Here is a 25,003-nt window from a genome sequence, read left to right as displayed (position 1 = left end):
CAAGTGACCTAAAACAAGTAAAAGCCAAGGCAAAGAAGGGGCCTCTCAAAAAAGGGCCCTCTTCCTGTTAATACAATAAATACTTTTCACGAACCTCTTTAAATTCATCTAAATCCGCTTGCCATGCTGCTTGCATTTCTTCTACACTCTTTCCAGCTTCAATACCAGCACGGACGGAACCATTCCCAACAAGATTATCAAAGAAGGAGATTCCTGCTGAACTTGGTGCTCTAAATTGGAAGTCGTTCGGGTACATATCATGGATTGTTTTTACGATATACAATCCTGTTTCAAACGGCTTGAACAAGTGTCTATCTGTCACATGAATTTGAATTCCATGGCTTAAAACATTCGCATGCTTCGAGAAGGTCGGTATAAAAGATGCAGCACGGAATGTGACACCAGGTAATTTGTAAGAGTTTAATTCGGAAGCTAAGTCGTCGCTATTTATGAACGGTGCTCCAATCAATTCGAATGGCTTTGTTGTTCCTCTTCCCTCGGAAACATTGGTTCCTTCGATTAGGGCAGCCCCTGTGTAGACAACCGCAGTTTCTAATGTTGGCATGTTTGGAGACGGAAGGACCCATTCTAATGGCGTTTCATCATAATACGTATTCCGCTTCCAGCCTTCCATTTCCACAACAGTTAAATCTGCTCCAATTTCAAATTCTCTATTGAAAAGCTTGGCTAACTCCCCGATCGTCATCCCGTGGCGAACAGGAATCGGATACTCACCTATGAAAGAAGAGTACTTATCTTCAAGCACAGGTCCTTCGACTTTTGTCCCGCTGATTGGATTTGGACGGTCTAGAACGATAATTGGGATATTATTCTCTTTTGCCGCTTCCATCGCAAGGGCCATGGTATATATATAGGTATAAAAACGCGCCCCCACGTCTTGGATATCAAATAACAATACATCAACATTGCTTAGCATTTCGGGTGTCGGCTTCTTCGTCTGCCCATATAGACTGTAAACTGGAAGCCCTGTTTTTTCATCCGTATATTGTTCAACATATTCACCGGCCTGAGCACTTCCACGAACACCATGCTCGGGGCCATAAAGAGCAGTTAGATTCACATCGGGATGATTGAAGAGCAAATCGACAATACTGGTTACGTTTTGATCAACCCCGGTTGGATTCGTGATTAAGCCGACCTGCTTACCCTTGATCAAATCAATCTTATCCTTCAGCAAAACCTCTACGCCTAACCGGAATTTTTCCTTTTTCTTCTCTTTATCGTTTTTTGCAACAGCTGCTGAAACTGTAGATAGTAATAGAACTAGAACCAATAAACCTGAGATCCACTTTTTCAAGACTTCCCCTCCTCATGTTTAGGGAAAATAGCCATCCTCCTAGAAGACTAGATACCCCGTTATCTATTCCTTAGTATCCTAACCCGTGATCAAATCCATATAATACACTGCCATCATGGTTGTAAATGGTGACTGGAAGTTTTCCAGTTGGATTGTTTTGACCAAAAATGGTGTTTGCTGTTGCTGCAAAACTTGCTGGTTTGAAACCATATTGAACAAGGTAGGCGTCTACATCTAGGAAGGACATAACGTCATATGGATTTCTTGCGCCAACAGCTATGACAGGTATACCAGTCTCTATAAGTTGTCTCGTCATCACCATTTGACTAGCATTTTGTGATCTGCCACTCACGCTAGACGTGTATGTGCCGGCAATGATATATTTTGCACCTTGTACTTGTGCTAATTGTGCAGCTGTCAGTTTGTCTGAGGCATTGATGTAAACGGCGCCAGGGTGGTGCTTTTGAACCTCTGCTGCAAGAAGGTTTATGGAGTACCCAGATCCACCAACGACAACAATTTTATCTTCCGATGAAACATTGAGCGGTAGAACAGAATCATTTTTCACAAGCGTAATGGATTTTTCTGCTGCTTCTTTTTCAACTGCTTTATGTTCAGCTGAACCTACTACTCTAAGTGCATTCGCTACCTTTTCATCGAGGCTCTTCTCAACTTCAGCTTTAACGATACCCCTATTTAACTTCAGAGTTAGAACTCTCTCAACGGATTGCTCTAAACGATCTTCTGAAATATCGCCTGAGTTCACAGCATCATAAAGTCCGTTCGCTACCGCTTCAATCCCAACCGGCATTAAAAGAATGTCTGCACCTGCTTTGACAGCACGAATTGCCGCATCAACAGGTCCAAAATGTTCTGCAATGGCCCCCATATTCATCGCATCCGTGACGATAACTCCGTTAAAGCCCATTTCTTCACGCACAAGACCAGTTAATATTTTTTGAGAAAGAGTACCTGGTACCGCAACTTCTGTTCCATCTTTTTTAGAAATTGCTTTTGTATCATCAATTTTGGGGAATGTCACGTGTGCTGTCATAATCGCATCAATTCCCTCATTCATTGCCTGTTGGAAAGGATATAATTCTACTTCTTTCAACCGTTCAAGATCGTGAGGGACCGATGGAAGTCCTACATGTGAATCAGTAGCCGTATCTCCATGGCCTGGAAAATGCTTTGCCGTTGCCGCAGTACCCGTTTCATGGAGCCCCTTAATATACGCATTTCCTAGGTTCGATACTAACTCAGGGTCCTCACTAAAAGAGCGTACCCCGATTACCGGATTATCTGGATTATTGTTTACATCCAGCACAGGTCCAAAATTCATATTAATCCCAAGGGCGTTCAGCTCTTCGCCAATCGCCTTCCCAACTTTTTCGGCTAGCTCTTCAGAGCGTGTCGCTCCAAGCGCCATGTTCCCAGGAAAATCTGTACCTGTTTGAAGACGTGTAACAATTCCACCTTCTTGGTCAATGGAAATGATCAGGCCGTACTTTTCTGCCGCTTCCTGATAAGCACTCACTAGTCTAGTTGTTTGATCTGCGGTTACCGTATTTTCACGGAATAAAATGACACCACCAAGATGATAATTCTTTACAAGCTGGGCAATTTCGTCATTCATGACCGTTACATTTTGGCCATTCCAATTTCTAAAGTCAGGCATGAGCATTTGTCCGACCTTTTCTTCCATTGACATGTGCTCGATTGCATTCTCGATCAGGTCGTAACGTGCACCTTTCTCTTTCTTAACAAGAATTTTGTCCTGATTTCCCTTATATTGAATTGAAATTCTGTCGTTATTGCTGCCATCCGTGACAGAGATAAATGTTTTCCCATTGTGACCGGTTAAAGTTACTTCTCCATCTTGAGACACAAAGGCAACATTTTTATTAGAAGACTTCCATTTTAAGTTTTCAGATGCAAGCATAAAGTGGCCATCCTCATAAACATGAAGTCCATTCAAATCTAGTTTGTTATCCTTAACATCTCTCGTAACCTGCGGAACATTAAGATCAATCACTAAATCAGTGATACCCGAAGCTGCCGTTGCTCCTGAGATCGGAATTCCAGTCAAAAAGAGTGTAATTGCTAGAAACGAAATGATAAATTTTCGCATGCTTCTCCTCCTACCTTTTTAATAGTCTCTTAGTTCCCATTCGTTGTTTGTAAAAGAAATCAGATCTCCTGAATCTAGTTTTGGATTTTGAACATACCAGCCTCGTAAATTAGTTGAGCCATCTGTTCGATAGACAAATCGCAACTTTGTTGCATCACTAGGTATTTCTAATTCTTTCTTTTCCCAACCATTGCTTATACCAGTAAATGAAGCAAGTTGCTCCCAGCTGCCTTCTCGAAAAATCTCAACAGAGCCAAAATCCCAAACATTCTCAATCATATGCCATGTAGAGAAGGTGAGTTTGGTATCCTTCGATAAGTGGAGGTCTGTTTCCATCGCTCGGTTCAGGTTGTCCCCATACCCAGCAAACCAAGCAGCTTCCTTCCCTGGGATCGAAACAGGAATGGCATCTGCTACTTGTCTAGCAAATAGACGACGCGTTTGATTCATCGACCCCATATTTCTTGATGGATGAACACGATTTGTCAGCAAGATGGCTACTGTTTTATTATTCGGGCTCACTACAATCGAAGTTCCTGTATATCCCGTATGGCCAAAAGAGTATGTACCTTCTGTCAAAGCATCCATATACCAGCCTTGACCTAGCTCCCAACCAAGACCATGGTCATTTCCGGCAAATGCTGCGTTTTGATTCTCTAGCAGGAGCTCGACTGTTTCCGGCTTCAGAATTCTTTTCCCACCATACTTTCCTTCATTAATGAAAATATGGGCAAGCTTTGCAAGGTCTTTTGCGGTCGAGAACACACCAGCATGTCCGGCAACTCCATCCAACGACCAAGCATTTTCATCATGAACTTCTCCCCAAACAAGACCACGATTCGGTACGGCCTGGTACTCAGTTGCAGCTATGCGTTTTTTCAAAGATGCTGGCGGATTGTACATCGTATCCTCCATATCTAAAGGTTCAGTGATATTCTCCCGGACAAACTCATCCTGGCGTTGCCCAGACCAGTGCTCAATTAACATTCCTAACGTAATCATGTTCAAATCACTGTATTCATAAGCTGTACCCGGTGGATTTTTCAACGGCTGGTTTAATACTAATTTCAGCCTGTCTTCTCTTGTATTCCCTTGTGAATATAAAGGAACCCAGGAGACAAATCCGGATGTGTGGGTTAACAACTGGCGAATGGTCACATGTTCCTTGCCATTTGCCGCAAACTCTGGAATATGTTTTGCCACCGGATCATCAAGGTCGAATAATCCTTTTTCAAAAAGAATCATCACGGCCGTCGCAGTAAATATTTTGCTGACAGAGGCCAAGTCAAAAATGGTGTCCTTTTTCATCGGAATTGGCTTTTCCATTTCGGAAAAATTACCATCGTTGTATTGAGCTGCATAGCCATACGCATCATGTTTTACAATTTTCCCAGCTCTCGCTACCAATGTGACAGCGCCTGGCATTAATTTTTGAGAAATGGCTTGGTTCATAACTTGATCGATTTGCTGAAGTGGGGCTTCTACCATTCCTGCTCCCCGTGCAGAGCTTGGATGAAGTTTGCTCGAAACAGGAATGACAGTTGAATTCCAGGTAAAAACAGGGTGTGGTTTCTGAGATGGGAATGCGGGTTTGTCCTCTTTTTCAATAGTAGGAATCTTAGGAAGGTCATTGGTGGCAAAAGCTGTTGAAGTGCCTAGTAGCATCGTACAAACGGCTGTAATCATAAACGTTTTTCTTTTCATATGTCCTCCTTTATACAATTGAATGAATTGTAGGCGGGGTCTCTTGTATATGTACTGTTAGTAACGCTTACAATTTATAGTAAAAGCATATAGGTAATGATGTATAGTAGTCTATGCCACATAGGTCCCATATCATGCATTTTTGCAGGACATTAGGATTACGTCATTGGAATTATTTTTTAAAATTTCCGATAAATTAATGAAATTTTATTTCAGAATTGTACTGATTTTCGATAGATGAAAATATACTAGGAGTTTGAGGACAAATAAAAAAGACTCCCAAAGCATAGCTTTGAGAGCCTTTGAAAACGTAAAATTAACGTTTTGAGAACTGAGGTGCACGACGAGCGCCTTTAAGACCGTATTTATTACGCGCTTTGATATATTTATGAAGAAACCGGAAAGATAATTACTCATTATATTAGTTCATCATTAGATTACTAGCTCTTCCTTAGTATTAACCCTTTAGCTGTGCAAACTTCCCCTCAGCCAAGGACGAGGGCGGTAGGGACCAATCGGGATTTGGATTAGGCTGGTCTTTCCTTGTTGATCCATTTTATAGAGTTCATCACTCAAATTCGCGTCAAATCCAAGAAGCGGGTGCCCTCCCATACCGAGAGCTGATGCAGCCAAAAGCAATCGTTGCACGAGCATGCCTGCTTCCATCTGTTGGATTCGGTAGCCCCTGTATCCTAGTTCTTTTTTATAGAATTCCTTGTCACCAGCCACTTGCAGGCATAGTGGAACCTGAAGCAAATTCAAATTATCCAGAGACATTCCCGTCTGCAAATGGAGTCGATGGTCTCCTGGGCATATTTCTATTAACGTGTGCTCTGTGCCGTCATAATAGTAAGCCCCATTTGAAATACCTTCGACATTATATAAACAGCTGTAGATTGTTACACGAGGGCCACTATTCCTATATGCTTCATCCAAATCATTTCTGTATGAAAAAGAAGCCGTTGCTTCTAGGAGAAGGGTGGCCAGTTGTTGTTGACTCACCATTCCCAAAACGAAATCCATGTCGGGAGAAAATCGGTTTCCACAAGCCTCGGCCAGATCATACGATATGGATTTTATATGAGGCAATGCCACCCTAGGCTCCCCACGTCCCGCAATTTTCCTCCCCTCGCTCACACGAAATGACCATGTGGAATCCTGCTTAGAAGCTTCGTTCATCGCAGTTATCATCGGATATTTTTTGACATTATGTGACCGCACGAAATGTTCTGGTTGAATCGCTGGCAACTCCTGTCTCAATTCCTTCGATAGTACATTTTTGTATAGGTTCCTTCCGTTAGTAGACCAGTTGGTGGCTTCTACTGATAGTGGGATTACGCTATATACGCTCTCCTCCTGTTCAGATAGTCCAAGCAGATGATTAATTGCGGTGTCAAGAAATTGAAAGTACACACCTGAGGCGAAGCCAAACCGTTTCGCTACCTCCATTAACTGTCCAATCAGAACACCAGCATCCAACCCTTGGAGTCGATACGAAAAGTTATTGTATTTAAAGAAATTTTTCCAGAACATTGTCGACACAAAGACAATACCAAAACACGAGGAGATTTCACAACGATTCCCCAGAGCACTGGCTAAATAGGAATCAAAGTTCCCCTCCCGCAGCAATACCAGGCTATGGTGTGCTACATCATAATGATAGACTCCCTCAGCGAGTCCCTCTATCTTCAAATACAAATACAATTCGTTAGGGTACAACGCTCCACCAGAAGGAGCAAACCGCCGATATGAATGCAAAGGGTAGATATCTTGCTCTGTGGAATCCATCGGAAAGAGGGATTGGCTCAATTGAGTTAAACCGAATACATACCAGAGAAAATGACCGACTCTCTTAAGGTCCAGTCTTGCGGGAGGTTCTCCTCCAGTAAGCGTCAATGGTACTTCCGTGGACAATGGAACAACTGGTAATCCACGGTAGAATTTATATGGAAGTGGTGCATCCTCCCAATCGGTTTCCCAGTTCGGCTGATTTGCCTTATCAATATCAAAATGCAGATTGTACAGAAAGTCTTCCAAACTCATCCTCTACCTCCTAATCACTTCTTAAGGAAACGGATGCGGATGTGGATTGAGTTGTTCTGGTGTCAATGGTTTATTCGTATACCCAAGCTCCATAGGGACCCGGAATACCCTCTCAAGCCCTGTCAGTCGGGTCAGGTGATGCCCGAATGTCATCGGCAGCATCCCCGGAATCAGTACTTTTACGCAATACAATCCGTTTCGTATCGTTTCCGGTGCCGTCTGGTCTACTATGATTACATCAAGGTTCCGCTGACGGAACACCTTAAGGATATCTTGCAAATCATCGGTAAGATCCATATGATTCGACTTCCACTTAAACTCTTCTTTAAAAGTTCGCATTGGGCCATTGTCGTCAAGCAAAAAGCTTAGGCGCTCTTCTGCTTGTGGCAATCCGTACAGCATGCCATGGTCATCCATCTGCCGCACCAGGGAAGAATCATATAGCATTCTTTCATACTCCTCCTGGTTCGCCTCAAATTTTTCATCAAGGTTCAGCATCATGCCAGCAAGCTCGTGAACCGCGCTTTTCACCGCCCGTATCGGATCCAGATGTGCTCCGGCCGCACAGATGAGATTCAATCCCTTTTCCTTTCTGTTTTTAGCCAGTGCCCAAATACTTGGAATCCCATGTTCCATCGTGGAGTTATACAAATACAATTCATACCCAGCAACCGCTCGCATCCGTTCGATCATTAATTCCAACTCTTCGTCGTCAGCTGTAAAAGGATCCAGTCGCGGAAGGTTCAGCTTCGCGTACCAAGTCATCAGGAATGAATCACGCTCGACCACCTCCATAATTCCATAGAAAATGGCCTCCTCTAAACTTCCCCCTAGCGCACATCCATTGGAAGTTTCATAGATAAAACCCTGTGACCCACATCCAACACTATAGTAGGCAAGGAGCTCTGGAACCAGAATTGGACGCTCTTCTAACAACGAATAACCCCATACCCAATTAATAGAACGGTCAGGATCAAACGATTTAAATGGAAAACCAGGCTGCGCATATTGTTCGTTTGCGTGTACGCCTACCTTCAATGGGTTAAGAGCTTGATTTTCCAGGTTACGAAAACTATCATGGATTGCTGTCCGTTTGCCACGTGGCTCTAAACCGCAGTGCCGCTCCAATCCCTCTAAAATGGCTGTCAACATACTTTCTGCGTATGAATGCGTCCGGCCAGCCGTCCCCTCGTCCCCGGCTATCATAGGCAGATTGACACTCGCATCAGCAAATGGAGTCACTAGGTCATACATTTTACTATTCAAAAGGCCAGTGCGATTATCCAGATAGTCTTTGATAAGGACTTTTTTCATCTCATCCAACGGACGGCAGCGGAAACTGTTGGAACTAGTTTTCGGACTTGGCTGCAGTGAAATTCGGGCTAATGTCTGTGAATCCTCTGTTAATCGACCACAGACCGGACACAACGGGTTTGGCAGAAAAGAATGCCATGAGCTCTTCAGTGTTTTCAAGTCTATAAGATATACCTTACCTTCCGAATAAGCCTGTTCACCTTGTAATAATTTCAGTACCTCAACCCCAATCAGGTAAGACATTTGCAAAATTCCTGAATTTGAAGCCCATGGGTCACGCCCCATTCCTCCGGCCACAGCCAGCTTCTGTTGCACCTCCCGCATCTCTGTGCGGTCGCGTCCTCCCATAAACCTTCTCATGTCCACACATTGAGAGCAACCTGCTACACCCGGTCGTACAAGTGGACCAACCACGCCTTCTCCAAATGAAACGAAGCCTCTGAGCCAGGGAGTACCAGTCTTTCCTAACACTTCTTCCGCCTTTTGATGAAAAGAGGGTTCCCAACCATCATCCAAAAAAAGGGCCAAATCAATATTTCTTGGAACTCCTTCCTCAAAATTGGACTTACGAATAACTAGATGGTGTGCAGACAGTTCTTTACTTACAAGGTCTGCCAGCACCCCCTCTCCGACAATCAACACGAAGGAACTCAATGTGAATCCTCCTCTCGCAGCAAAACACCAAACACTCCGTCTAGTTGCTCTTTAAAAACAGGTTCAATCTCTGATTCAAATACTAAGACCCGTTTTCCGTTCCGATTCAATATTTCCATGGCTCCTTGTAGGATGTCCGCCTGTATCCTCTCTTCACACGCAGGAATGTTAAGACTAACCGGGATCTTCTCTTCCAAAAGTATGGATGTTACCTCACAGGTAGAATCCGATTTGTTTTGCACTTTCATAAGTGCCTGCTGTAATGCCTTCCGTAACGCCATTGTTATATTTAAATCTGCACTGCCATACCATCCATCTTTCGTACCTACCCATACTACAGGAAAACCGAATACTTCCTTTCCTGTTCCGATAATGGGTGCTCCTTGCATCGTAGTCAGTGCGTTTAAATAGAACCGGCATCTCTCATCTTCTATATAACTCAACTGTACTCGAGAAACAGAATACTTTTGATTAATCTGTTGCTTGCTAAGCTCCTCTGCCAAACACTTTTGCAGCCCGCGACCAACACCTTCCACAAACGATTCACCGGCTCCAACCCCGACAATTTCATCCGGTACCACTCTACTCCCGTTCAGTTTTTTATTTGGTGGCAGAGTATTAACAATCAAACTGGCCATTCGCGAAACATACGTTTCAATCCCAGCCAAGCCTGCTTCTCTTCGCGCTTCCTCATGAGTCAAACCTGAACAGACAATGTCTGGCAACAGCTCAGCTGGTCCCTGTGACAAAGGGTCAACTGTCTGAACGCGGCACTGAGATAACGGAAGCTGTTTTAAATTTTCCTCCTCCCAAATATGAAAAATTCCTGATTCCTCTGATGTCAACTGGTTGAAATAAACAAGTAATTCACCTGACTCCACCTTCTCTAAGCCAACTTGGAGACGGTTATCTACATCTTCAACCCATTCAGCAGATATACTGTTTGTCACTAGTGGATGGGGCAATACCGAATGCCAGTTGCCCTCTAATGTAACCAAATCCAAAAGATAAATCCGATTCTTCTGTTCCAATTCCAAAACTCCTGTAAACTCTTTAAAGAGTTCAAATACGATCACATTGGCTAACATCGATCCCGGAGTGGCAGAGAAGGCAGGGGATAGCTCGTTTTTATATAAGACAGATTGGTGCAAACGGCGCCATGCTGTCTCCCAACACACCTCGGAATCTGGATGTACTAATGGACCTGCAATGCCTACCTGCTGAAGGCAAATGGCAGGGAGAAACATTTTCTTCTCTTCCCTGCAAACTTTATGAAGTTCCCTAAGTTCCTCTAGTTCTCCCTTCTGACTCAGATACAAAATCGAATCAAAATGCTTCACTATTTCTCTCCAACCTTCATTCTTTTGCGGAACCTCCTGTAGGTCAACTTCTGGGTCTTTTTTCCGTGCATGATCTACGAGTTCTTTTAACCTCTGCCTATTGGTTGGAACCTCGTCTGTGATTAGCACTTGGACCTTAGACAAACCGGAATCAACCAATGAATTAACCAATGAATTTAGAATAGGACCCGAGCCAACTGCCAATACTTTAGCCTGACGAAAGCTTTGAAAACGCGCCGCCCCAGAACCAACTAAATTATCCACAAATTCAATTTGGGATGCATACTTTTTAAGCTGATAATCCGACAATTGATGCGGAAGGTCCTGGTTTAAATCTCGAACATACCCATTCGCATACAGCACTTCTGCAATTTCATATACTCGATCTCGGTGTGGGACTGGCAATCCATTAGTCAAATGCCCTAAGGTATTCTCCCCATTGAACATCGGTAACAACTTTTCAACCCACAGTTCGATCCCACTGCCTTCGATACGGAATGAACTTAAGTTGTTTCGAAAATACACACCTCTGTTTGCTTCAGGGAGATAAAACGTGTCCCTTTTCACTTTTAGACGCGTAGAAGGGTTCAAATTTGCCATCTCTCTCCTCCTTACCCCTTGTGACCATAAATGAGCATTAACTTCCACTACCATCGTATGTATAGCAATTTGTCCGTTATGTCTTATCTCATAGCGAAGGTCCCCTGCAACATTGCAGTGGACCTTCGCAAATTGAAAACTAAACTATTAACTAACTTAGTTGCCTCAACCTCCGCAGCGACCGCCACCACCACAACGGCCACCGCCACCGCATCTGGAGCAATTTGAGCAACGAGAACAACTAAAACAGTTAGAGCAACGGAAGCAACTAAAGCAGTTAAAACAGTTAAAGCAACTAAAGCAGCGACCAAAACCAAATCCTGTACCAATGAACAGTCGATCCTGATCGGTATAGTACTGATTTTGATCCCAAGGGATTGCCTGAGTCGCTTGGAAATCACCGACATTCAACATTTGGAGTTCATTTTGGTAATCATTCATTTCTTTTCCTCCTCAAACAAATTAAAAAGCTATGCCAGCAACTTGAAACGGAAAACAGCCAATGTAAACCGAAAAAGAACTGTACTCCAGATTGCCACATTGATTAAATATTTCGAATACTCATCAACAAATTATGTAGAATAGATGGGTATCGTTACTAATACAAGAGCCTAATTTAACGGAACCTGCAGATTCTGTTTATCAAATGAAAAGGTGGTTCTCATTCATCAGGATTAAAATTCACTCACAAATGATCATTTGAAGCAGGTGCAAGCATCAAAATGGTAAAAGAGCGGTTAGGGCACACTTATATTCAAAAGATACACGTAACCACTATCCTTAAAGTGCAAACCGCTTCAAAATTCCAAAAGTATATCGTGCTATAACTGGCGGTCAGCAGTGGTTAAAAGTACGTTTTAAACATAAAAAAGACCCCCAACCGAATCGGTTGAGAGCCTTCGTAAACGTAAAATTAACGTTTTGAGAACTGAGGTGCACGACGAGCGCCTTTAAGACCGTATTTCTTACGTTCTTTCATACGAGCGTCACGAGTTAATAATCCTGCACGCTTAAGTGTTGGACGGTATTCTGGGTCAACTTGAAGTAGCGCACGAGCGATACCGTGGCGGATAGCGCCAGCTTGACCAGTGTAACCTCCACCTTTAACGTTAACAAGAACATCATAGCTACCAAGAGTTTCAGTAGCGTTTAATGGTTGCTTCACTACTTCGCGTAGTGCTTCGAATGGAATGTAATCTGTTACGTCACGATCGTTGATCGTAATTTTGCCGCTGCCTGGAACTAAACGAACTCGTGCAACGGAGCTCTTACGACGACCAGTACCGATATATTGAACCTGTGCCATGTATAAATCCTCCCTTAATTATCCACGAAGTTCGTAAACTTCAGGTTTTTGTGCTTGATGCTGATGCTCTGCTCCAGCATAAACGTGTAATTTCTTAAACATTTGACGACCTAAAGAATTCTTTGGAAGCATGCCTTTGATAGCAAGCTCTAACATTCTTTCAGGGTAGTTTGTACGCATTTCAAGCGCTGTTCTTGTTTTTAAACCACCTGGGTGTAAAGAGTGACGGTAGTAGATCTTGTCAGTTAGCTTCTTACCAGTTAAGTGGATTTTTGAAGCATTGATAATGATTACATGATCACCAGTGTCAACATGTGGTGTGAAAGTTGGTTTATGTTTACCACGTAGAATAGATGCTACTTCAGAAGTCAGACGACCTAAAGTTTTGCCTTCAGCATCAACTACGTACCATTTACGTTCGATATTGTTAGCGTTAGCCATAAACGTTGTACGCATGAGTTTCCCTCCTAAAATTGTCCATTTCAAAATTCAAATTCTAATTCGTATATTCTTCATCACAATAAGTTCCGGGGCTTATCGTGGGATTAAAATACATACCATATTATGATAAAACACTGACGTCATTCTGTCAAGAACATATTTGACACCAGGATAGGTTGTCATGAATTATTTTCATAATCTACTTTCCACAAGTACAACCCTTGTGGTGGTGCAGTTTTCCCTGCGTAAATGCGGTCTTTTTTAGCAAGAATGGTCGGGATCTCATCTGCTGCAATTTCACCCGCTCCTACCTGTAGCAAGGTTCCCACTAAAATTCTTACCATATTATACAAAAATCCATTTCCAACAAATCTGAGAACGAGCATGTCTCCCTCTTCAAGAACCTCAATTTCACGAAGCTCCCTTACTCGATCCTCCACCTCTGTTTTGGCTGAGCAGAAGCTCGTAAAATCATGAGTGCCTAGTAAATATTGGGATGCCGCTCTGATTGTTTCAAGTTCAAGGGTATAAGGATAATGATACGCATAATGTCTTCGAAATGGATTTCGTACTTTACCAGTGTAGACAAAATAGCGGTATTCCTTACCTGATACATCAAATCTTGCATGAAAATCCGACTCCGCTTTTTCAACTTCAAGAACTGAAACTTCATCTGGTAAAAGTGTATTTAACGCGACTGGCCATTTTTCTTCAGGAATCGAGAAGGGCGAATCAAAATGAAGCATCTGCCCCCTTGCATGCACCCCTGCATCTGTACGGCCAGATGCGAATACTTTTGTCTCTTGACCCTTATGAAGCTTCTCTAGAGCCTTTTCAAGCTCTCCCTGTACGGTGCGCTGATTTGGCTGAATCTGATAACCAGAGAACTGGGAACCATCATATGCGACCTTACACTTATATCGTTGCATATACTCTCTCCTAAGAACGGAATAATACTAAAGCCGCCGTTACGACAGCTAGGATAAGAAGCATGACTGTGTCTACAAGGCTCCAGCGCAATTGACGATACTTCGTTCTGCCTTCTCCGCCGCGATAGCCCCTTGCCTCCATCGCAGTAGCTAGTTCTTCTGCTCGTTTAAATGAGCCAATGAATAATGGAATTAATAAAGGAATAATTGCCTTCACGCGGTCCTTAATGGGTCCGCCAGAAAATTCTACACCTCTTGCAGTCTGTGCCTTCATAATTTTATCCGTTTCCTCCATGAGTGTCGGAATAAAGCGTAAGGAAATCGACATCATTAACGCTAATTCATGGACCGGAAACTTTATTTTTTTCAAAGGATTTAACAACACTTCAATTCCATCGGTAATCTCAATGGGTGTCGTCGTTAGGGTTAACAAGGACGTCATTAAGATCAGTAGGAAGAATCGCACGGAAATAAATATCCCCTGCTTTAGACCACCTTCATAAATCGAAATGGCTCCCCAGTGAAATAGCACTTCTCCTTCTTTTGTGAAAAAGAGATGGAGCACGAGGGTAAACAACACGAGCCATAGAACAATCCTGAGACCGCCCAATATGAAGCGAATCGGCACCTTGGAGGAGAGTACCATTAAAAACGTATAGATCGCTAATAACCCGTAGGTGATCGCGTTATTCGCAATAAAAACTACACAAACAAAGAGGAACACAAGGATTATTTTTGACCTTGGATCCATTCGATGCATTGGAGATACTGCTGGTATATAGCGGCCAAAAATCATTTTTTCCATCATTTTGGCTCACCCCTTTTAAAAAGCTGCTCGATTTCATCTGTCAGCTCGTCCAATGTGATACATGTTTTTGCGAGTTTTGTCCCGAAGGTTTCTTCGATTTTTTGTTGGAATCGAACAACTTCAGGCACATCCAGGCCAAGCTCGATTAGACCCTCTGGTGAATAAAAAATCTCGCGAGGTGTACCTTTTTTATAAACCTGCCCTTGATGCATAATCACGATTTGGTCCGCGTACTGAGATGCATCCTCCATACTATGGGTAACAAGAACAGTCGATAGATTTCTTTCCTTATGGAGCTGATAAAACATATCCATAATTTCTTTTCGACCGCGAGGGTCAAGCCCTGCTGTAGGCTCATCTAAGACGATAACATCAGGCTCCATTGCAAGCACTCCCGCAATCGCTACACGTCTCATTTGCCCACCAGACAGGTCAAATGGGGATTTCTGCAGGATATCTTCAGAAAGACCTACTTGTTTAATCGCTCTTCTTGCACGAACCTTAGCGTCTGCTTCTGATACCCCAAAATTCATTGGGCCAAAGCATATATCTTTTTCCACTGTTTCTTCAAACAGTTGGTGCTCAGGAAATTGAAAAACAATCCCAACACGTTTGCGGATTTCTTTCAAATTCTTTTGTTTCTTCGCATTGGTGACCTCGCGATCGCCGATGACAACCTTACCCTCGGTTGGTCTCAAAATCGCATTAAGGTGCTGTAAAATGGTTGATTTACCTGAACCCGTATGGCCAATGATGGCCAAATACGTTCCAGATGGTATATCAATCGAGACATTTTGAATAGCAAGACGTTCAAATGGTGAATTGGCTTGGTAACGATATTCTACTTGTTGGAGTGAGATGTCCATAATTGTGTCACCAACTCTTCCTCAGATAAATAATGTTTATTTAAAGGAATGCCTTTCGCTTTTAACATTTTGCTCATTTTTACAGGGAATGGAATGTCCAACCCAAGTCCCACCAATTCTTCGTCCATTTGAAAAATTTCTTCAGGGATACCTTCACGGTAAAGCTCCCCACCGTTCATTACGATGATTCGGTCCGCTTTCGCAGCTTCCTCTAAATCATGAGTAATGGAAATGACCGTCATTTGATGATCATTTTTTAGCTCTCTAATGGTATCTAATACCTCTTCTCGCCCACGTGGGTCGAGCATGGATGTTGCTTCATCAAGTACGATAATTTTCGGACGCAGTGCAATGACACCTGCAATCGCGACTCTTTGCTTTTGTCCACCTGATAAATGGTGCGGCTCTTGATCAAGAAATTGCTCCATTTTGACACTCTTCAAAGAGCTCTGAACACGCTCCACCATATCTTCACGGGGAATCCCGTTATTTTCTAAACCAAAAGCCACATCATCCTGTACCGTCGTTCCAACAAATTGATTGTCCGGATTTTGAAATACCATACCAATCAATTTTCTGATATCCCAAACCGTCTCTTCTGTTAGGTCGATACCACCTATTTGGATACGACCTTCTTCAGGAAATTGGAGCCCGTTTAATAGCTTGGCTAAAGTTGATTTCCCTGAGCCATTATGCCCCACAATCGCTAACCATTCGCCATCATATATTTGAAAGGATACATCCTTAAGGGCATATTGTTCCTGCCCTTCATATTTGAAGGATACATTCTCTATCTTCACAACTGAATTGTTCATTATGTCGTCCTCCTCTCAGCTCTGCTTCACTAAACTTTTCTATTCTCTTAACGAAATCTACTATACCATTTTTTTAATAGTGATCGATACTAGCCGTATTTAAAAAGTTGATTTTGGTGCGCATGAAGACAATCATCAACAAAATAACTCTTTAACGTCTTTGTGGATAGTTCATAAAGACAACTATTGCACGAATTCGGCAAATAGTGTCTGCATGAAGAGCTCATAAAGACACTATTCAAAGGAATCCAACAAATAGTGTCCGCATGAGAGGCTCATAAAGACACTATTCAAAGCACCCAGGCAAATAGTGTCCGTATAAACCTTCCATGAAGACAACTATTTCATGATTCCAGCAAATACTGTCCGCATGAACCAAACAGTCCATATAAAAAAGAAAACTCGCCATTTGGCGAGCCTGTTTTATCGAAGACATTATAAATTTAAGACGAAAATGATAGCAATATTCTTTTATAGCAAATGTCTTCCATTTGGCTCAAAATTTGAAATAAAGCCTGCACCTCTTTTATCGTCATAAAAGAGGTGCATGAGCTAGACGAGACATGCGCGCGATAAACTCATAAAAACCTGTCCAGCGCGTTATAATAATAATCCAATGCATGCTCATCATAACACTCAGTGTTGGCTTAAATCCTTAAAAAGGCGGTGATAGTAAACAAGGACATGAACACGTTCTGTTCAAACTGTCCCATGCCCTTGTTGTTAGAAAATGATATTATACTAACTCGATGATTACCATTGGAGCTCCGTCTCCACGACGTGGTCCAAGTTTCATGATACGAGTGTATCCGCCTTGACGCTCTTGATAACGAGTAGCGATATCAGAGAATAATTTTTGTACAGCATCTTGGTTTGTTTCAGCATTTGCAACCTCGTTACGGATGTATGCAGCAGCTTGACGACGAGCATGAAGATCTCCACGCTTACCAAGCGTAATCATTTTTTCTACAACTGAACGAAGTTCTTTCGCACGAGCTTCAGTTGTTTCAATACGCTCATTTATGATTAAGTCTGTTGTTAAATCACGTAACATTGCTTTACGCTGAGCGCTAGTGCGTCCTAACTTTCTGTATCCCATGAAAGTTTCCCTCCTTTGTTGAAGTCATCAGTTCTTGGGTTTGTCCTACACGATGCCAACTTTTCAGTCGTCTTTGCGTAAGCCTAGTCCAAGCTCCTCTAATTTATGTTTTACTTCTTCAAGAGATTTACGTCCTAAATTACGTACCTTCATCATATCTTCTTCAGTCTTATTAGCTAATTCCTGAACAGTGTTGATACCAGCACGCTTTAAGCAGTTATATGAACGAACAGATAAATCTAGTTCCTCAATTGTCATCTCAAGAACTTTTTCTTTTTGATCTTCTTCTTTTTCGACCATGATTTCAGCATTTTGTGCTTCATCAGTTAAACCAACGAAGATGTTTAAATGCTCAGTGAAAATCTTTGCACCTAGAGCAATCGCATCCTGTGGACCTGTACTTCCGTCAGTCCATACATCGAGGGTTAATTTGTCATAGTTTGTCATTTGACCAACACGTGTGTTTTCAACTTGGAAAGCAACACGTGAAACAGGAGTATAGATAGAATCGATTGGAATAACACCGATCGGTTGATCTTCTCTCTTGTTTTGATCAGCAGGCGTATAACCTCGACCACGTCTTGCCGTTAATCGCATACGCAAATTACCATTCTTACCAAGGGTCGCAATGTGAAGATCTGGATTCAGAATCTCAACATCACTATCATGAGTAATATCGGCGGCTGTTACAACACCTTCACCTTGCACATCAATCTCAAGAGTCTTCTCTTCATCAGAGTAAATCTTAAGGGCAAGCTTCTTAATATTAAGAATGATAGATGTAACATCTTCAACGACGCCTTCAATTGTTTGAAACTCATGAAGTACCCCGTCAGCTTGAATCGATGTGACAGCGGCACCTGGGAGTGACGATAATAGGATACGACGTAAGGAGTTACCCAAAGTAGTACCATATCCACGCTCAAGTGGTTCTACGACGAACTTCCCATACTTTGCATCATCGCTGATCTCAACCGTTTCGATTTTTGGTTTTTCTATTTCGATCATCAAATATACCCTCCTTCAAAACGTCGAAATCTCAGTTAAAACCTTAACTGAAATTCCCCCTGTATACGTTCCCGATTGTGCACAACAACTGGATTAATGATTCTGTATTTATTCAGAAAAAATTTAGTATCGTAGATTTTTCACAGCAGTGAAAATATCTTACCTTTTCCCATTATAGACAGGGATTTAAATTCTATACAGAAAAATTACACACGACGACGTTTAGGCGGACGGCAACCATTATGAGGTACTGGAGTTACGTCTCTGATAGCTGTAACTTCAAGACCTGCAGCTTGAAGAGCACGAATAGCTGCTTCACGACCTGCACCAGGACCTTTTACAGTTACCTCAAGAGTTTTCATTCCATGTTCCATAGATGATTTAGCTGCAGTTTCTGCTGCCATTTGCGCTGCGAAAGGAGTAGATTTACGAGAACCTTTGAATCCTAATGCACCAGCACTTGACCATGAAATTGCATTTCCATGAACGTCAGTAATTGTTACGATTGTGTTATTGAATGTAGAACGAATGTGTGCAACACCTTGTTCAATATTCTTTTTAACACGACGTTTACGTGTATTTGTTTTACGAGCCATTTAAAGTAACCTCCTTTACCGATTATTTCTTCTTGTTAGCTACAGTTTTACGTGGGCCTTTACGAGTACGAGCGTTGTTCTTAGTGTTTTGACCACGAACAGGTAAACCACGACGATGACGAAGACCACGGAAACTTCCGATCTCCATTAAGCGCTTGATGTTTAAAGATACTTCACGACGAAGGTCACCTTCAACCTTTAGCTTGTCGATGATTTCACGGATTTTGTTTAATTCATCCTCAGTTAAATCGCGAACACGAGTGTTTTCAGAAACACCAGCATCAGCTAAAACCTTTTGTGCTGTACTTTTACCAATACCATAGATGTATGTTAGAGAAATCACTACACGTTTTTCACGTGGGACGTCTACACCAGCAATACGTGCCATTATATGCGCACCTCCTTAATATTAACCTTGTTTTTGTTTATGCTTAGGGTTTTCACATATAACCATAACTTTACCGCGTCTGCGGATAACTTTACACTTTTCGCAGATCGGCTTAACAGATGGTCTAACTTTCATTATCCTAACCTCCTTGATAGTACGGAGTGCAATAGACTATTTAAAGCGATAAGTAATTCTTCCGCGTGTTAAGTCATATGGAGATAGCTCAACAGTTACTTTGTCCCCAGGTAAAATACGGATGAAGTGCATACGAATTTTACCAGAAACATGAGCCAACACAGTATGACCATTTTCTAATTCTACCTTAAACATTGCATTTGGCAAAGTCTCAAGTACTGTACCTTCAATTTCAATTACATCATCTTTCGCCATCGAACTCGAACTCCCTTCTTAATAAAGATTTTTCACTAAGTGAAAAAATCCTACCTTTTACTCGATTCAAACTTATTTAATGCATATCGGAGTTTTCCGTTAGTTACGCGACCGGTTTCTAATAAACTTCTTTGAACTTCTGGAGATACAAAATCAATAAGCTTAAGATGTAGTATATTCTTCTTCTTCGGTTGATCAAATTTCTTTTTATCACCGTCAGCCAGAAAAACAAACCGATTGTCTAACAACCCTACTATTATAGCATACTGACCTGCGTCTCGTCCGTGAGAAATTAAGACTATTTGCCCTAATTCTGGACGTGAATCGTAACCAACCATAAAATCACCTAATTCTAGACTATTGTCAGAATTTCATAGCCTGTTTCAGTGATAGCGATCGTATGCTCAAAATGAGCACACTTTTTTCCATCGGTTGTAACAACAGTCCAATCATCTGCTAAAGTTTTAACATAACGACTTCCTGCATTCACCATCGGTTCAATACAAAGTACCATTCCCGGCTTCAAACGCGGACCTTTGTTCGGAGGACCATAATGAGGAATTTCAGGATCCTCATGTAAGTCTTGCCCGATTCCGTGCCCAGCATACTCGCGCACAATCGAAAAACCATTCGATTCTACAAAGTTCTGAATCGCGTGGGAGATGTTCGATAAACGCTCACCTGGACTAGCTTCCTTAAGACCAATATACAAAGACTGTTCTGTGACATCTAATAGACGTGCAGATTCGTCGTCAATATTACCAACAGGGTAAGTCCATGCTGAATCACCATGATAGCCTTTATATTCCGCACCAATATCGATGCTTATTATATCCCCTTCTTGCAACACTCGATTCCCTGGAATTCCATGAACGAGTTCTTCGTTCACTGAAGCACAAATGCTGCCAGAAAATCCATTATACCCTTTAAAAGAAGGATATGCATCATGGGAACGAATAAATTTTTCAGCAATCGCGTCTAATTCTTTCGTTGTAATCCCTGGAGCTACATGTTTCTTTAATTCCTGGTGGGTAAGTGCTACAATCCGACCAGCTTCACGCATGATTTCAATCTCCCGCGGGGTTTTACATATAATCATGCATTTAAGCCCCCGAGAAGACTCTCTATATCAACAAACACCTTGTTAATATCCTGCTGACCATCGATATTTCTCAAGTACCCTTTTGTTTCGTAGAAACCAAGTAATGGTTGTGCCTGTTCGATGTTTACCTGTAAACGATTCTTAACTGTTTCTTCATTATCATCTGCGCGTTGGTATAATTCACCGCCACAACGATTACATACACCTTCTTGTGCAGGAGGATTGAAGACTAAATGATAGGTTGCGCCACAATCCTTACAAATGCGACGACCAGTCAAACGGTCCATTAAGATATCTTGATCCACATCGATATTTAAGACATAATCAATTTTTTTACCTAATTCGGTAAGAATGCTTTCAAGAGCTTCTGCTTGAGGAACAGTTCTTGGAAATCCATCAAGTAAAAATCCATTTTGACAATCATCTTTGCTGAGACGCTCTCGAACGATTCCGATTGTCACTTCATCTGGAACAAGTGAACCTTGGTCCATGAAGGATTTTGCTTTCAATCCAAGTTCCGTGCCCTCCTTCATAGCTGCGCGAAACATGTCACCTGTAGAAATATGAGGAATGCCGTAATTTTCGACGATTTTCTCGGCTTGTGTACCCTTACCGGCACCTGGAAGACCCATTAGTACTAAATTCACGTGAATTCCTCCTTAAGGCTAAAACGGTATGGGAACCAAACGTCCCCACAACCGATTTATTTAATGAAACCTTTATAGTGACGTTTAACAAGCTGAGATTCAAGCTGCTTCATCGTCTCAAGTGCTACACCAATTACGATGAGCAAACTTGTACCGCCGATTTGTGCAGATTGTGGTAAACCGGCAAATTTCACGAAGAACACCGGTAAAATGGCAATTGCTGCTAAGAAAATCGAACCAACTAATGTTAAACGATATAAGACACGAGTTAAATATTCCTGTGTATTCTTCCCTGGACGAATACCTGGAACATAACCACCCTGTTTTTTCAGGTTTTCAGCAACCTGTTCAGGGTTCACTTGAATGAAGGCATAGAAATATGCGAATGCAATAATTAATGCACTATATATAACCATACCGATTGGTTGTGTGTAATCAAACACTTTTTGAATCCATAATGTAACATCATTTTGATCAAAGAATTGAACAATGGTTGTTGGTGTTACAATAAAGGAAATCGCAAAGATAACAGGAATAACACCAGCAGCATTTACTTTTAACGGTAAATGGGATGTCTGACCAGAAGGCATACGCCCTGCTACCATACGCTTTGCATATTGAATTGGGATTTTACGTAACGCTTGGTTAACGAAAATAACACCCACAACAATTGCAATCACAGCTACTAGAAGTAGTAACATTGTGATAATACGGATGAATAGCTGGTCTCCAGCATCTTCAAATTGTTGAGCATAAATTTGGTTTAATGTTGAAGGAATTCCTGCAACGATACCAGCAAAGATAATAATGGAGATTCCGTTCCCTACACCTTTAGTTGTAATCTGCTCCCCTAACCACATCAAAAATGCTGTACCAGCTGTTAATACAGTGGCAATTAGCAAATAAGATGCGATTCCTGGGTTATGAATTAACATACCGCCAGCAAGGTTATTGAATCCATAAGACATACCTAATGCCTGAATAAAACCAAGTACGATTGTAAAATAGCGAGTAAACTGCGCTAGTTTACGACGACCAACTTCTCCTTGCTTAGACCATTCCGTGAACTTCGGAACAACATCCATTTGTAACAATTGGATGATAATCGATGCCGTGATATACGGCATGATGCCCATTGCTAAAATGGAAAAGTTTAAGAGTGCGCCTCCACCAAATGTATTTAGAACCCCAAACACACTTAGTTCGTCTTGTGCTTTTAATACATCAGCATCTACTCCTGGAACAGGAATAAATGTACCAATACGGAATACAATCAACATTAAAAGGGTGAATATGATTTTTCGTCTTATATCACCCACGCGCATAAAATTGGAGATTGTCTGAAACATTAAATCACCTCGATGTTACCGCCGGCAGCTTCAATAGCTTCCTTCGCAGCAGAGGAGAATTTATGAGCTTTCACTGTAAGCTTTTTCTCTAACTTCCCTTTAGCAAGAATCTTGATTCCTGCTAATTCTTTGCTTACGACACCTGTTTCAACAAGAAGTTCTGGAGTTACTTCTGTTCCGTCTTCAAAGCGATTCAGCGTATCAAGGTTAACGATAGCGAATTCTTTACGGTTGATGTTTGTAAAGCCGCGCTTCGGTAAACGTCTGAATAAAGGTGTTTGACCACCCTCGAAGCCTGGACGTACGCCACCGCCTGAACGAGCATTTTGACCTTTATGACCTTTACCAGCAGTTTTACCGTTACCAGAACCAATACCGCGTCCTTTGCGCTTACGCTCATGACGAGATCCTTCTGCAGGTTTTAATTCATGAAGTTTCATGTTGGCACCTCCTTATTTGAAGAAGAATTGAATTATATTTCTTTAACCGTTACTAAGTGAGCAACTTTGTTGATCATTCCACGGATTGCAGGGTTATCATTTTTCTCAACTGTTTGATGCATTTTGCGTAAGCCTAATGCTTTAACAGTATCCTTTTGATCCTGTGGGCGACCAATTACACTGCGAGTGAGGGTAATTTCTAATTTGTTAGCCATTTGCTTTCCCCCCTTATCCTAACAGTTCTTCTACTGACTTACCACGTAATTTTGCTACGTCTTCAGCACGTTTTAATTGTGATAATCCGTCCATCGTTGCACGAACCATGTTGATTGGTGTATTTGTTCCTAAAGACTTAGAAAGGATATCACCAACACCAGCTAATTCAAGAACCGCACGAACTGGGCCTCCAGCGATAACTCCTGTACCTTCAGAAGCTGGCTTAAGAAGAATTTCACCAGCACCAAAGTGTCCGATAACTTGGTGAGGAAGAGTTGTTCCTACCATCGGTACTTCGATTAAGTTTTTCTTAGCATCTTCAATCGCTTTACGAATTGCATCTGGTACTTCTTGTGCTTTACCAGTACCAAAACCAACATGACCGTTCTTGTCTCCTACTACTACAAGAGCAGTAAAACGGAAACGACGTCCACCTTTTACAACTTTAGCTACACGATTAACGGTAACTACGCGTTCTTCAAGTTCAAGTTTGTTTGGGTCAATACGACGCATCTTTTGTGTCCCTCCTTTGTCTCTTAAAATTCTAATCCATTTTCACGAGCTGCATCAGCTAGTGCTTTTACACGGCCATGGTATAAGTATCCTCCACGGTCAAAAACAACTGCTTTAACACCTTTTTCTACTGCGCGCTTTGCAACTAATTCTCCGACCTTAACTGCTGCATCAACGTTTCCAGTAGATTCAAGACTAACTTCTTTATCTAAAGTTGAAGCACTCACTAGAGTTACTCCATTCACGTCGTCAATGAGTTGCGCATAAATGTGCTTGCTAGAGCGGAACACATTTAAACGAGGACGAGCTGCAGTACCTGCAAGTTTAGAACGCACACGTGCGTGTCTTTTCTTACGGGTTGCATTTTTATCAGCCTTCGTAATCATTTAGGTCACTCCTTTCGTTTACCTACGCGGCATTACTTACCTGTTTTACCTTCTTTACGACGAACAAATTCGCCTTCGTAACGGATCCCTTTACCTTTGTAAGGCTCTGGAGGACGTACATCACGAATGTTAGCAGCTAAAGCACCTACGCGCTCTTTGCTGATACCTTTTACAATTACCTTTGTATTAGAAGGAACTTCGATTTCAAGGCCTTCTTCAGGATCGATCTCAACAGGATGAGAGTAACCAACGTTTAAAACAAGCTTTTTGCCTTGCTTTTGAGCACGGTAACCGACACCGATAAGCTCTAAGTTTCTTTCAAAACCTTTAGATACACCTTCAACCATGTTTGCTAGAAGCGCACGAGTTGTACCGTGAATAGTACGGTGTTCTTTAGATTCTGAAGGACGAACTACGCTAATTACGTTCTCTGAAACGACGATTTCCATATCAGGGTTGAATGCACGAGTCAATTCCCCTTTAGGTCCTTTTACAGTAGCCACGCTTCCGTTAAGAGTAACGGTCACACCAGCTGGAATTTCAATTGGTTTTTTACCTACACGAGACATTTATTGCACCTCCATTCTTTAAGAAACTCTA

28 protein-coding genes are annotated in these 25,003 nt (G+C 42.0%); all 28 read right to left on the bottom strand.

Going from position 1 to position 25,003, the window contains the following annotated elements; translation table 11 throughout:
- Positions 1-67 precede the first annotated feature (67 nt).
- Entirely contained in the window at positions 68-1,318 is a 1,251-nt protein-coding gene (locus FA727_RS22460) for an exo-beta-N-acetylmuramidase NamZ family protein (protein WP_136833698.1), read from the bottom strand.
- Positions 1,319-1,388: 70 nt separating this feature from the next.
- Positions 1,389-3,449: a beta-N-acetylhexosaminidase gene (nagZ, locus tag FA727_RS22455; protein ID WP_136833697.1), complete on the bottom strand. Its 2,061-nt coding sequence runs from the start codon at positions 3,447-3,449 to the stop codon at positions 1,389-1,391.
- An 18-nt stretch (positions 3,450-3,467) separates the two neighbouring features.
- Positions 3,468-5,153, bottom strand: a complete 1,686-nt coding sequence (locus FA727_RS22450; protein ID WP_136833696.1) for a serine hydrolase domain-containing protein — start codon at positions 5,151-5,153, stop codon at positions 3,468-3,470.
- Between the two features lie 465 nt (positions 5,154-5,618).
- Positions 5,619-7,196, bottom strand: a complete 1,578-nt coding sequence (locus tag FA727_RS22445) for a SagB family peptide dehydrogenase (protein ID WP_136833695.1) — start codon at positions 7,194-7,196, stop codon at positions 5,619-5,621.
- A 21-nt stretch (positions 7,197-7,217) separates the two neighbouring features.
- Positions 7,218-9,164 (bottom strand): TOMM precursor leader peptide-binding protein, encoded by a 1,947-nt coding sequence (locus FA727_RS22440; protein ID WP_136833694.1) that lies wholly within the window; start codon positions 9,162-9,164, stop codon positions 7,218-7,220.
- A complete protein-coding gene (locus FA727_RS22435) occupies positions 9,161-11,104 on the bottom strand; it encodes a putative thiazole-containing bacteriocin maturation protein (protein WP_136833693.1) in 1,944 nt (647 codons plus the stop codon). Before FA727_RS22435 ends, FA727_RS22440 begins: the two co-directional genes overlap by 4 nt.
- A gap of 165 nt (positions 11,105-11,269) precedes the next feature.
- Entirely contained in the window at positions 11,270-11,518 is a 249-nt protein-coding gene (locus tag FA727_RS22430) for a heterocycloanthracin/sonorensin family bacteriocin (protein ID WP_306461680.1), read from the bottom strand.
- Between the two features lie 499 nt (positions 11,519-12,017).
- Positions 12,018-12,410: a 30S ribosomal protein S9 gene (gene rpsI, locus FA727_RS22425; protein WP_136833691.1), complete on the bottom strand. Its 393-nt coding sequence runs from the start codon at positions 12,408-12,410 to the stop codon at positions 12,018-12,020.
- Positions 12,411-12,428: 18 nt separating this feature from the next.
- Positions 12,429-12,866: a 50S ribosomal protein L13 gene (gene rplM / locus FA727_RS22420; RefSeq protein ID WP_126410618.1), complete on the bottom strand. Its 438-nt coding sequence runs from the start codon at positions 12,864-12,866 to the stop codon at positions 12,429-12,431.
- Positions 12,867-13,030: 164 nt separating this feature from the next.
- A complete protein-coding gene (truA, locus tag FA727_RS22415; protein WP_136833690.1) occupies positions 13,031-13,780 on the bottom strand; it encodes a tRNA pseudouridine(38-40) synthase TruA in 750 nt (249 codons plus the stop codon).
- 10 nt (positions 13,781-13,790) lie between these two features.
- Complete coding sequence (locus FA727_RS22410) at positions 13,791-14,588, bottom strand: energy-coupling factor transporter transmembrane component T family protein (protein WP_136833689.1); 798 nt, start codon at positions 14,586-14,588, stop codon at positions 13,791-13,793.
- Entirely contained in the window at positions 14,585-15,454 is an 870-nt protein-coding gene (locus FA727_RS22405; RefSeq protein WP_136833688.1) for an energy-coupling factor ABC transporter ATP-binding protein, read from the bottom strand. Before FA727_RS22405 ends, FA727_RS22410 begins: the two co-directional genes overlap by 4 nt.
- Positions 15,430-16,269 (bottom strand): energy-coupling factor ABC transporter ATP-binding protein, encoded by an 840-nt coding sequence (locus tag FA727_RS22400; RefSeq protein WP_136833687.1) that lies wholly within the window; start codon positions 16,267-16,269, stop codon positions 15,430-15,432. Before FA727_RS22400 ends, FA727_RS22405 begins: the two co-directional genes overlap by 25 nt.
- A gap of 736 nt (positions 16,270-17,005) precedes the next feature.
- Entirely contained in the window at positions 17,006-17,368 is a 363-nt protein-coding gene (rplQ, locus tag FA727_RS22395; RefSeq protein WP_126410613.1) for a 50S ribosomal protein L17, read from the bottom strand.
- A gap of 63 nt (positions 17,369-17,431) precedes the next feature.
- Complete coding sequence (locus FA727_RS22390; RefSeq protein WP_136833686.1) at positions 17,432-18,376, bottom strand: DNA-directed RNA polymerase subunit alpha; 945 nt, start codon at positions 18,374-18,376, stop codon at positions 17,432-17,434.
- A 206-nt stretch (positions 18,377-18,582) separates the two neighbouring features.
- On the bottom strand, positions 18,583-18,972 hold the full coding sequence (rpsK, locus tag FA727_RS22385; protein WP_136833685.1) for a 30S ribosomal protein S11: 390 nt from the start codon (positions 18,970-18,972) through the stop codon (positions 18,583-18,585).
- A 22-nt stretch (positions 18,973-18,994) separates the two neighbouring features.
- Positions 18,995-19,360 carry a 30S ribosomal protein S13 gene (gene rpsM / locus FA727_RS22380; protein ID WP_136833684.1) on the bottom strand — a complete coding sequence of 122 codons (366 nt, stop codon included), beginning with the start codon at positions 19,358-19,360 and terminating at the stop codon, positions 18,995-18,997.
- 21 nt (positions 19,361-19,381) lie between these two features.
- On the bottom strand, positions 19,382-19,495 hold the full coding sequence (gene rpmJ, locus FA727_RS22375; RefSeq protein WP_000868344.1) for a 50S ribosomal protein L36: 114 nt from the start codon (positions 19,493-19,495) through the stop codon (positions 19,382-19,384).
- A gap of 36 nt (positions 19,496-19,531) precedes the next feature.
- Complete coding sequence (gene infA / locus FA727_RS22370; protein WP_019157108.1) at positions 19,532-19,750, bottom strand: translation initiation factor IF-1; 219 nt, start codon at positions 19,748-19,750, stop codon at positions 19,532-19,534.
- A gap of 50 nt (positions 19,751-19,800) precedes the next feature.
- Complete coding sequence (locus tag FA727_RS22365; RefSeq protein ID WP_136833683.1) at positions 19,801-20,088, bottom strand: KOW domain-containing RNA-binding protein; 288 nt, start codon at positions 20,086-20,088, stop codon at positions 19,801-19,803.
- Positions 20,089-20,102: 14 nt separating this feature from the next.
- A complete protein-coding gene (map, locus tag FA727_RS22360) occupies positions 20,103-20,849 on the bottom strand; it encodes a type I methionyl aminopeptidase (RefSeq protein ID WP_126410609.1) in 747 nt (248 codons plus the stop codon).
- Positions 20,846-21,499 (bottom strand): adenylate kinase, encoded by a 654-nt coding sequence (locus FA727_RS22355; protein WP_136833682.1) that lies wholly within the window; start codon positions 21,497-21,499, stop codon positions 20,846-20,848. The genes map and FA727_RS22355 overlap by 4 nt, the downstream gene beginning before the upstream one ends.
- Positions 21,500-21,555: 56 nt before the next feature.
- Entirely contained in the window at positions 21,556-22,848 is a 1,293-nt protein-coding gene (secY, locus tag FA727_RS22350; protein WP_136833681.1) for a preprotein translocase subunit SecY, read from the bottom strand.
- Positions 22,848-23,288: a 50S ribosomal protein L15 gene (gene rplO / locus FA727_RS22345; protein ID WP_126410606.1), complete on the bottom strand. Its 441-nt coding sequence runs from the start codon at positions 23,286-23,288 to the stop codon at positions 22,848-22,850. The genes secY and rplO overlap by 1 nt, the downstream gene beginning before the upstream one ends.
- Positions 23,289-23,320: 32 nt before the next feature.
- Positions 23,321-23,503: a 50S ribosomal protein L30 gene (gene rpmD / locus FA727_RS22340; RefSeq protein WP_126410605.1), complete on the bottom strand. Its 183-nt coding sequence runs from the start codon at positions 23,501-23,503 to the stop codon at positions 23,321-23,323.
- Positions 23,504-23,516: 13 nt separating this feature from the next.
- The gene (gene rpsE, locus FA727_RS22335; RefSeq protein ID WP_126410604.1) at positions 23,517-24,017 is read right to left on the bottom strand and encodes a 30S ribosomal protein S5; all 501 of its coding nucleotides are present in this window, start codon (positions 24,015-24,017) and stop codon (positions 23,517-23,519) included.
- A 23-nt stretch (positions 24,018-24,040) separates the two neighbouring features.
- On the bottom strand, positions 24,041-24,403 hold the full coding sequence (gene rplR / locus FA727_RS22330) for a 50S ribosomal protein L18 (RefSeq protein WP_126410603.1): 363 nt from the start codon (positions 24,401-24,403) through the stop codon (positions 24,041-24,043).
- A gap of 32 nt (positions 24,404-24,435) precedes the next feature.
- Positions 24,436-24,972: a 50S ribosomal protein L6 gene (gene rplF, locus FA727_RS22325; protein WP_136833680.1), complete on the bottom strand. Its 537-nt coding sequence runs from the start codon at positions 24,970-24,972 to the stop codon at positions 24,436-24,438.
- Positions 24,973-25,003: the final 31 nt, after the last annotated feature.

The organism is Robertmurraya kyonggiensis (genome assembly GCF_005116465.1).
GTDB lineage: Bacteria > Bacillota > Bacilli > Bacillales > Cytobacillaceae > Robertmurraya > Robertmurraya kyonggiensis.
The sequence above is the reverse complement of the archived record's forward strand: the minus strand, read 5'-3'. Positions and strand labels throughout refer to the sequence as shown.

Bases quoted from the DNA above. Each gene is read 5' to 3' on its own strand.
- nagZ (WP_136833697.1), bottom strand. From the start codon at position 3,449: ATGCGAAAATTTATCATTTCGTTTCTAGCAATTACACTCTTTTTGACT.
- FA727_RS22450 (WP_136833696.1), bottom strand. From the start codon at position 5,153: ATGAAAAGAAAAACGTTTATGATTACAGCCGTTTGTACGATGCTACTA.
- FA727_RS22445 (WP_136833695.1), bottom strand. From the start codon at position 7,196: ATGAGTTTGGAAGACTTTCTGTACAATCTGCATTTTGATATTGATAAG.
- FA727_RS22435 (WP_136833693.1), bottom strand. From the start codon at position 11,104: ATGGCAAATTTGAACCCTTCTACGCGTCTAAAAGTGAAAAGGGACACG.
- FA727_RS22430 (WP_306461680.1), bottom strand. From the start codon at position 11,518: ATGTTGAATGTCGGTGATTTCCAAGCGACTCAGGCAATCCCTTGGGAT.
- rpsI (WP_136833691.1), bottom strand. From the start codon at position 12,410: ATGGCACAGGTTCAATATATCGGTACTGGTCGTCGTAAGAGCTCCGTT.
- rplM (WP_126410618.1), bottom strand. From the start codon at position 12,866: ATGCGTACAACGTTTATGGCTAACGCTAACAATATCGAACGTAAATGG.
- truA (WP_136833690.1), bottom strand. From the start codon at position 13,780: ATGCAACGATATAAGTGTAAGGTCGCATATGATGGTTCCCAGTTCTCT.
- FA727_RS22410 (WP_136833689.1), bottom strand. From the start codon at position 14,588: ATGATGGAAAAAATGATTTTTGGCCGCTATATACCAGCAGTATCTCCA.
- FA727_RS22405 (WP_136833688.1), bottom strand. From the start codon at position 15,454: ATGGACATCTCACTCCAACAAGTAGAATATCGTTACCAAGCCAATTCA.
- FA727_RS22400 (WP_136833687.1), bottom strand. From the start codon at position 16,269: ATGAACAATTCAGTTGTGAAGATAGAGAATGTATCCTTCAAATATGAA.
- rplQ (WP_126410613.1), bottom strand. From the start codon at position 17,368: ATGGGATACAGAAAGTTAGGACGCACTAGCGCTCAGCGTAAAGCAATG.
- FA727_RS22390 (WP_136833686.1), bottom strand. From the start codon at position 18,376: ATGATCGAAATAGAAAAACCAAAAATCGAAACGGTTGAGATCAGCGAT.
- rpsK (WP_136833685.1), bottom strand. From the start codon at position 18,972: ATGGCTCGTAAAACAAATACACGTAAACGTCGTGTTAAAAAGAATATT.
- rpsM (WP_136833684.1), bottom strand. From the start codon at position 19,360: ATGGCACGTATTGCTGGTGTAGACGTCCCACGTGAAAAACGTGTAGTG.
- rpmJ (WP_000868344.1), bottom strand. From the start codon at position 19,495: ATGAAAGTTAGACCATCTGTTAAGCCGATCTGCGAAAAGTGTAAAGTT.
- infA (WP_019157108.1), bottom strand. From the start codon at position 19,750: ATGGCGAAAGATGATGTAATTGAAATTGAAGGTACAGTACTTGAGACT.
- FA727_RS22365 (WP_136833683.1), bottom strand. From the start codon at position 20,088: ATGGTTGGTTACGATTCACGTCCAGAATTAGGGCAAATAGTCTTAATT.
- map (WP_126410609.1), bottom strand. From the start codon at position 20,849: ATGATTATATGTAAAACCCCGCGGGAGATTGAAATCATGCGTGAAGCT.
- secY (WP_136833681.1), bottom strand. From the start codon at position 22,848: ATGTTTCAGACAATCTCCAATTTTATGCGCGTGGGTGATATAAGACGA.
- rplO (WP_126410606.1), bottom strand. From the start codon at position 23,288: ATGAAACTTCATGAATTAAAACCTGCAGAAGGATCTCGTCATGAGCGT.
- rpmD (WP_126410605.1), bottom strand. From the start codon at position 23,503: ATGGCTAACAAATTAGAAATTACCCTCACTCGCAGTGTAATTGGTCGC.
- rpsE (WP_126410604.1), bottom strand. From the start codon at position 24,017: ATGCGTCGTATTGACCCAAACAAACTTGAACTTGAAGAACGCGTAGTT.
- rplR (WP_126410603.1), bottom strand. From the start codon at position 24,403: ATGATTACGAAGGCTGATAAAAATGCAACCCGTAAGAAAAGACACGCA.
- rplF (WP_136833680.1), bottom strand. From the start codon at position 24,972: ATGTCTCGTGTAGGTAAAAAACCAATTGAAATTCCAGCTGGTGTGACC.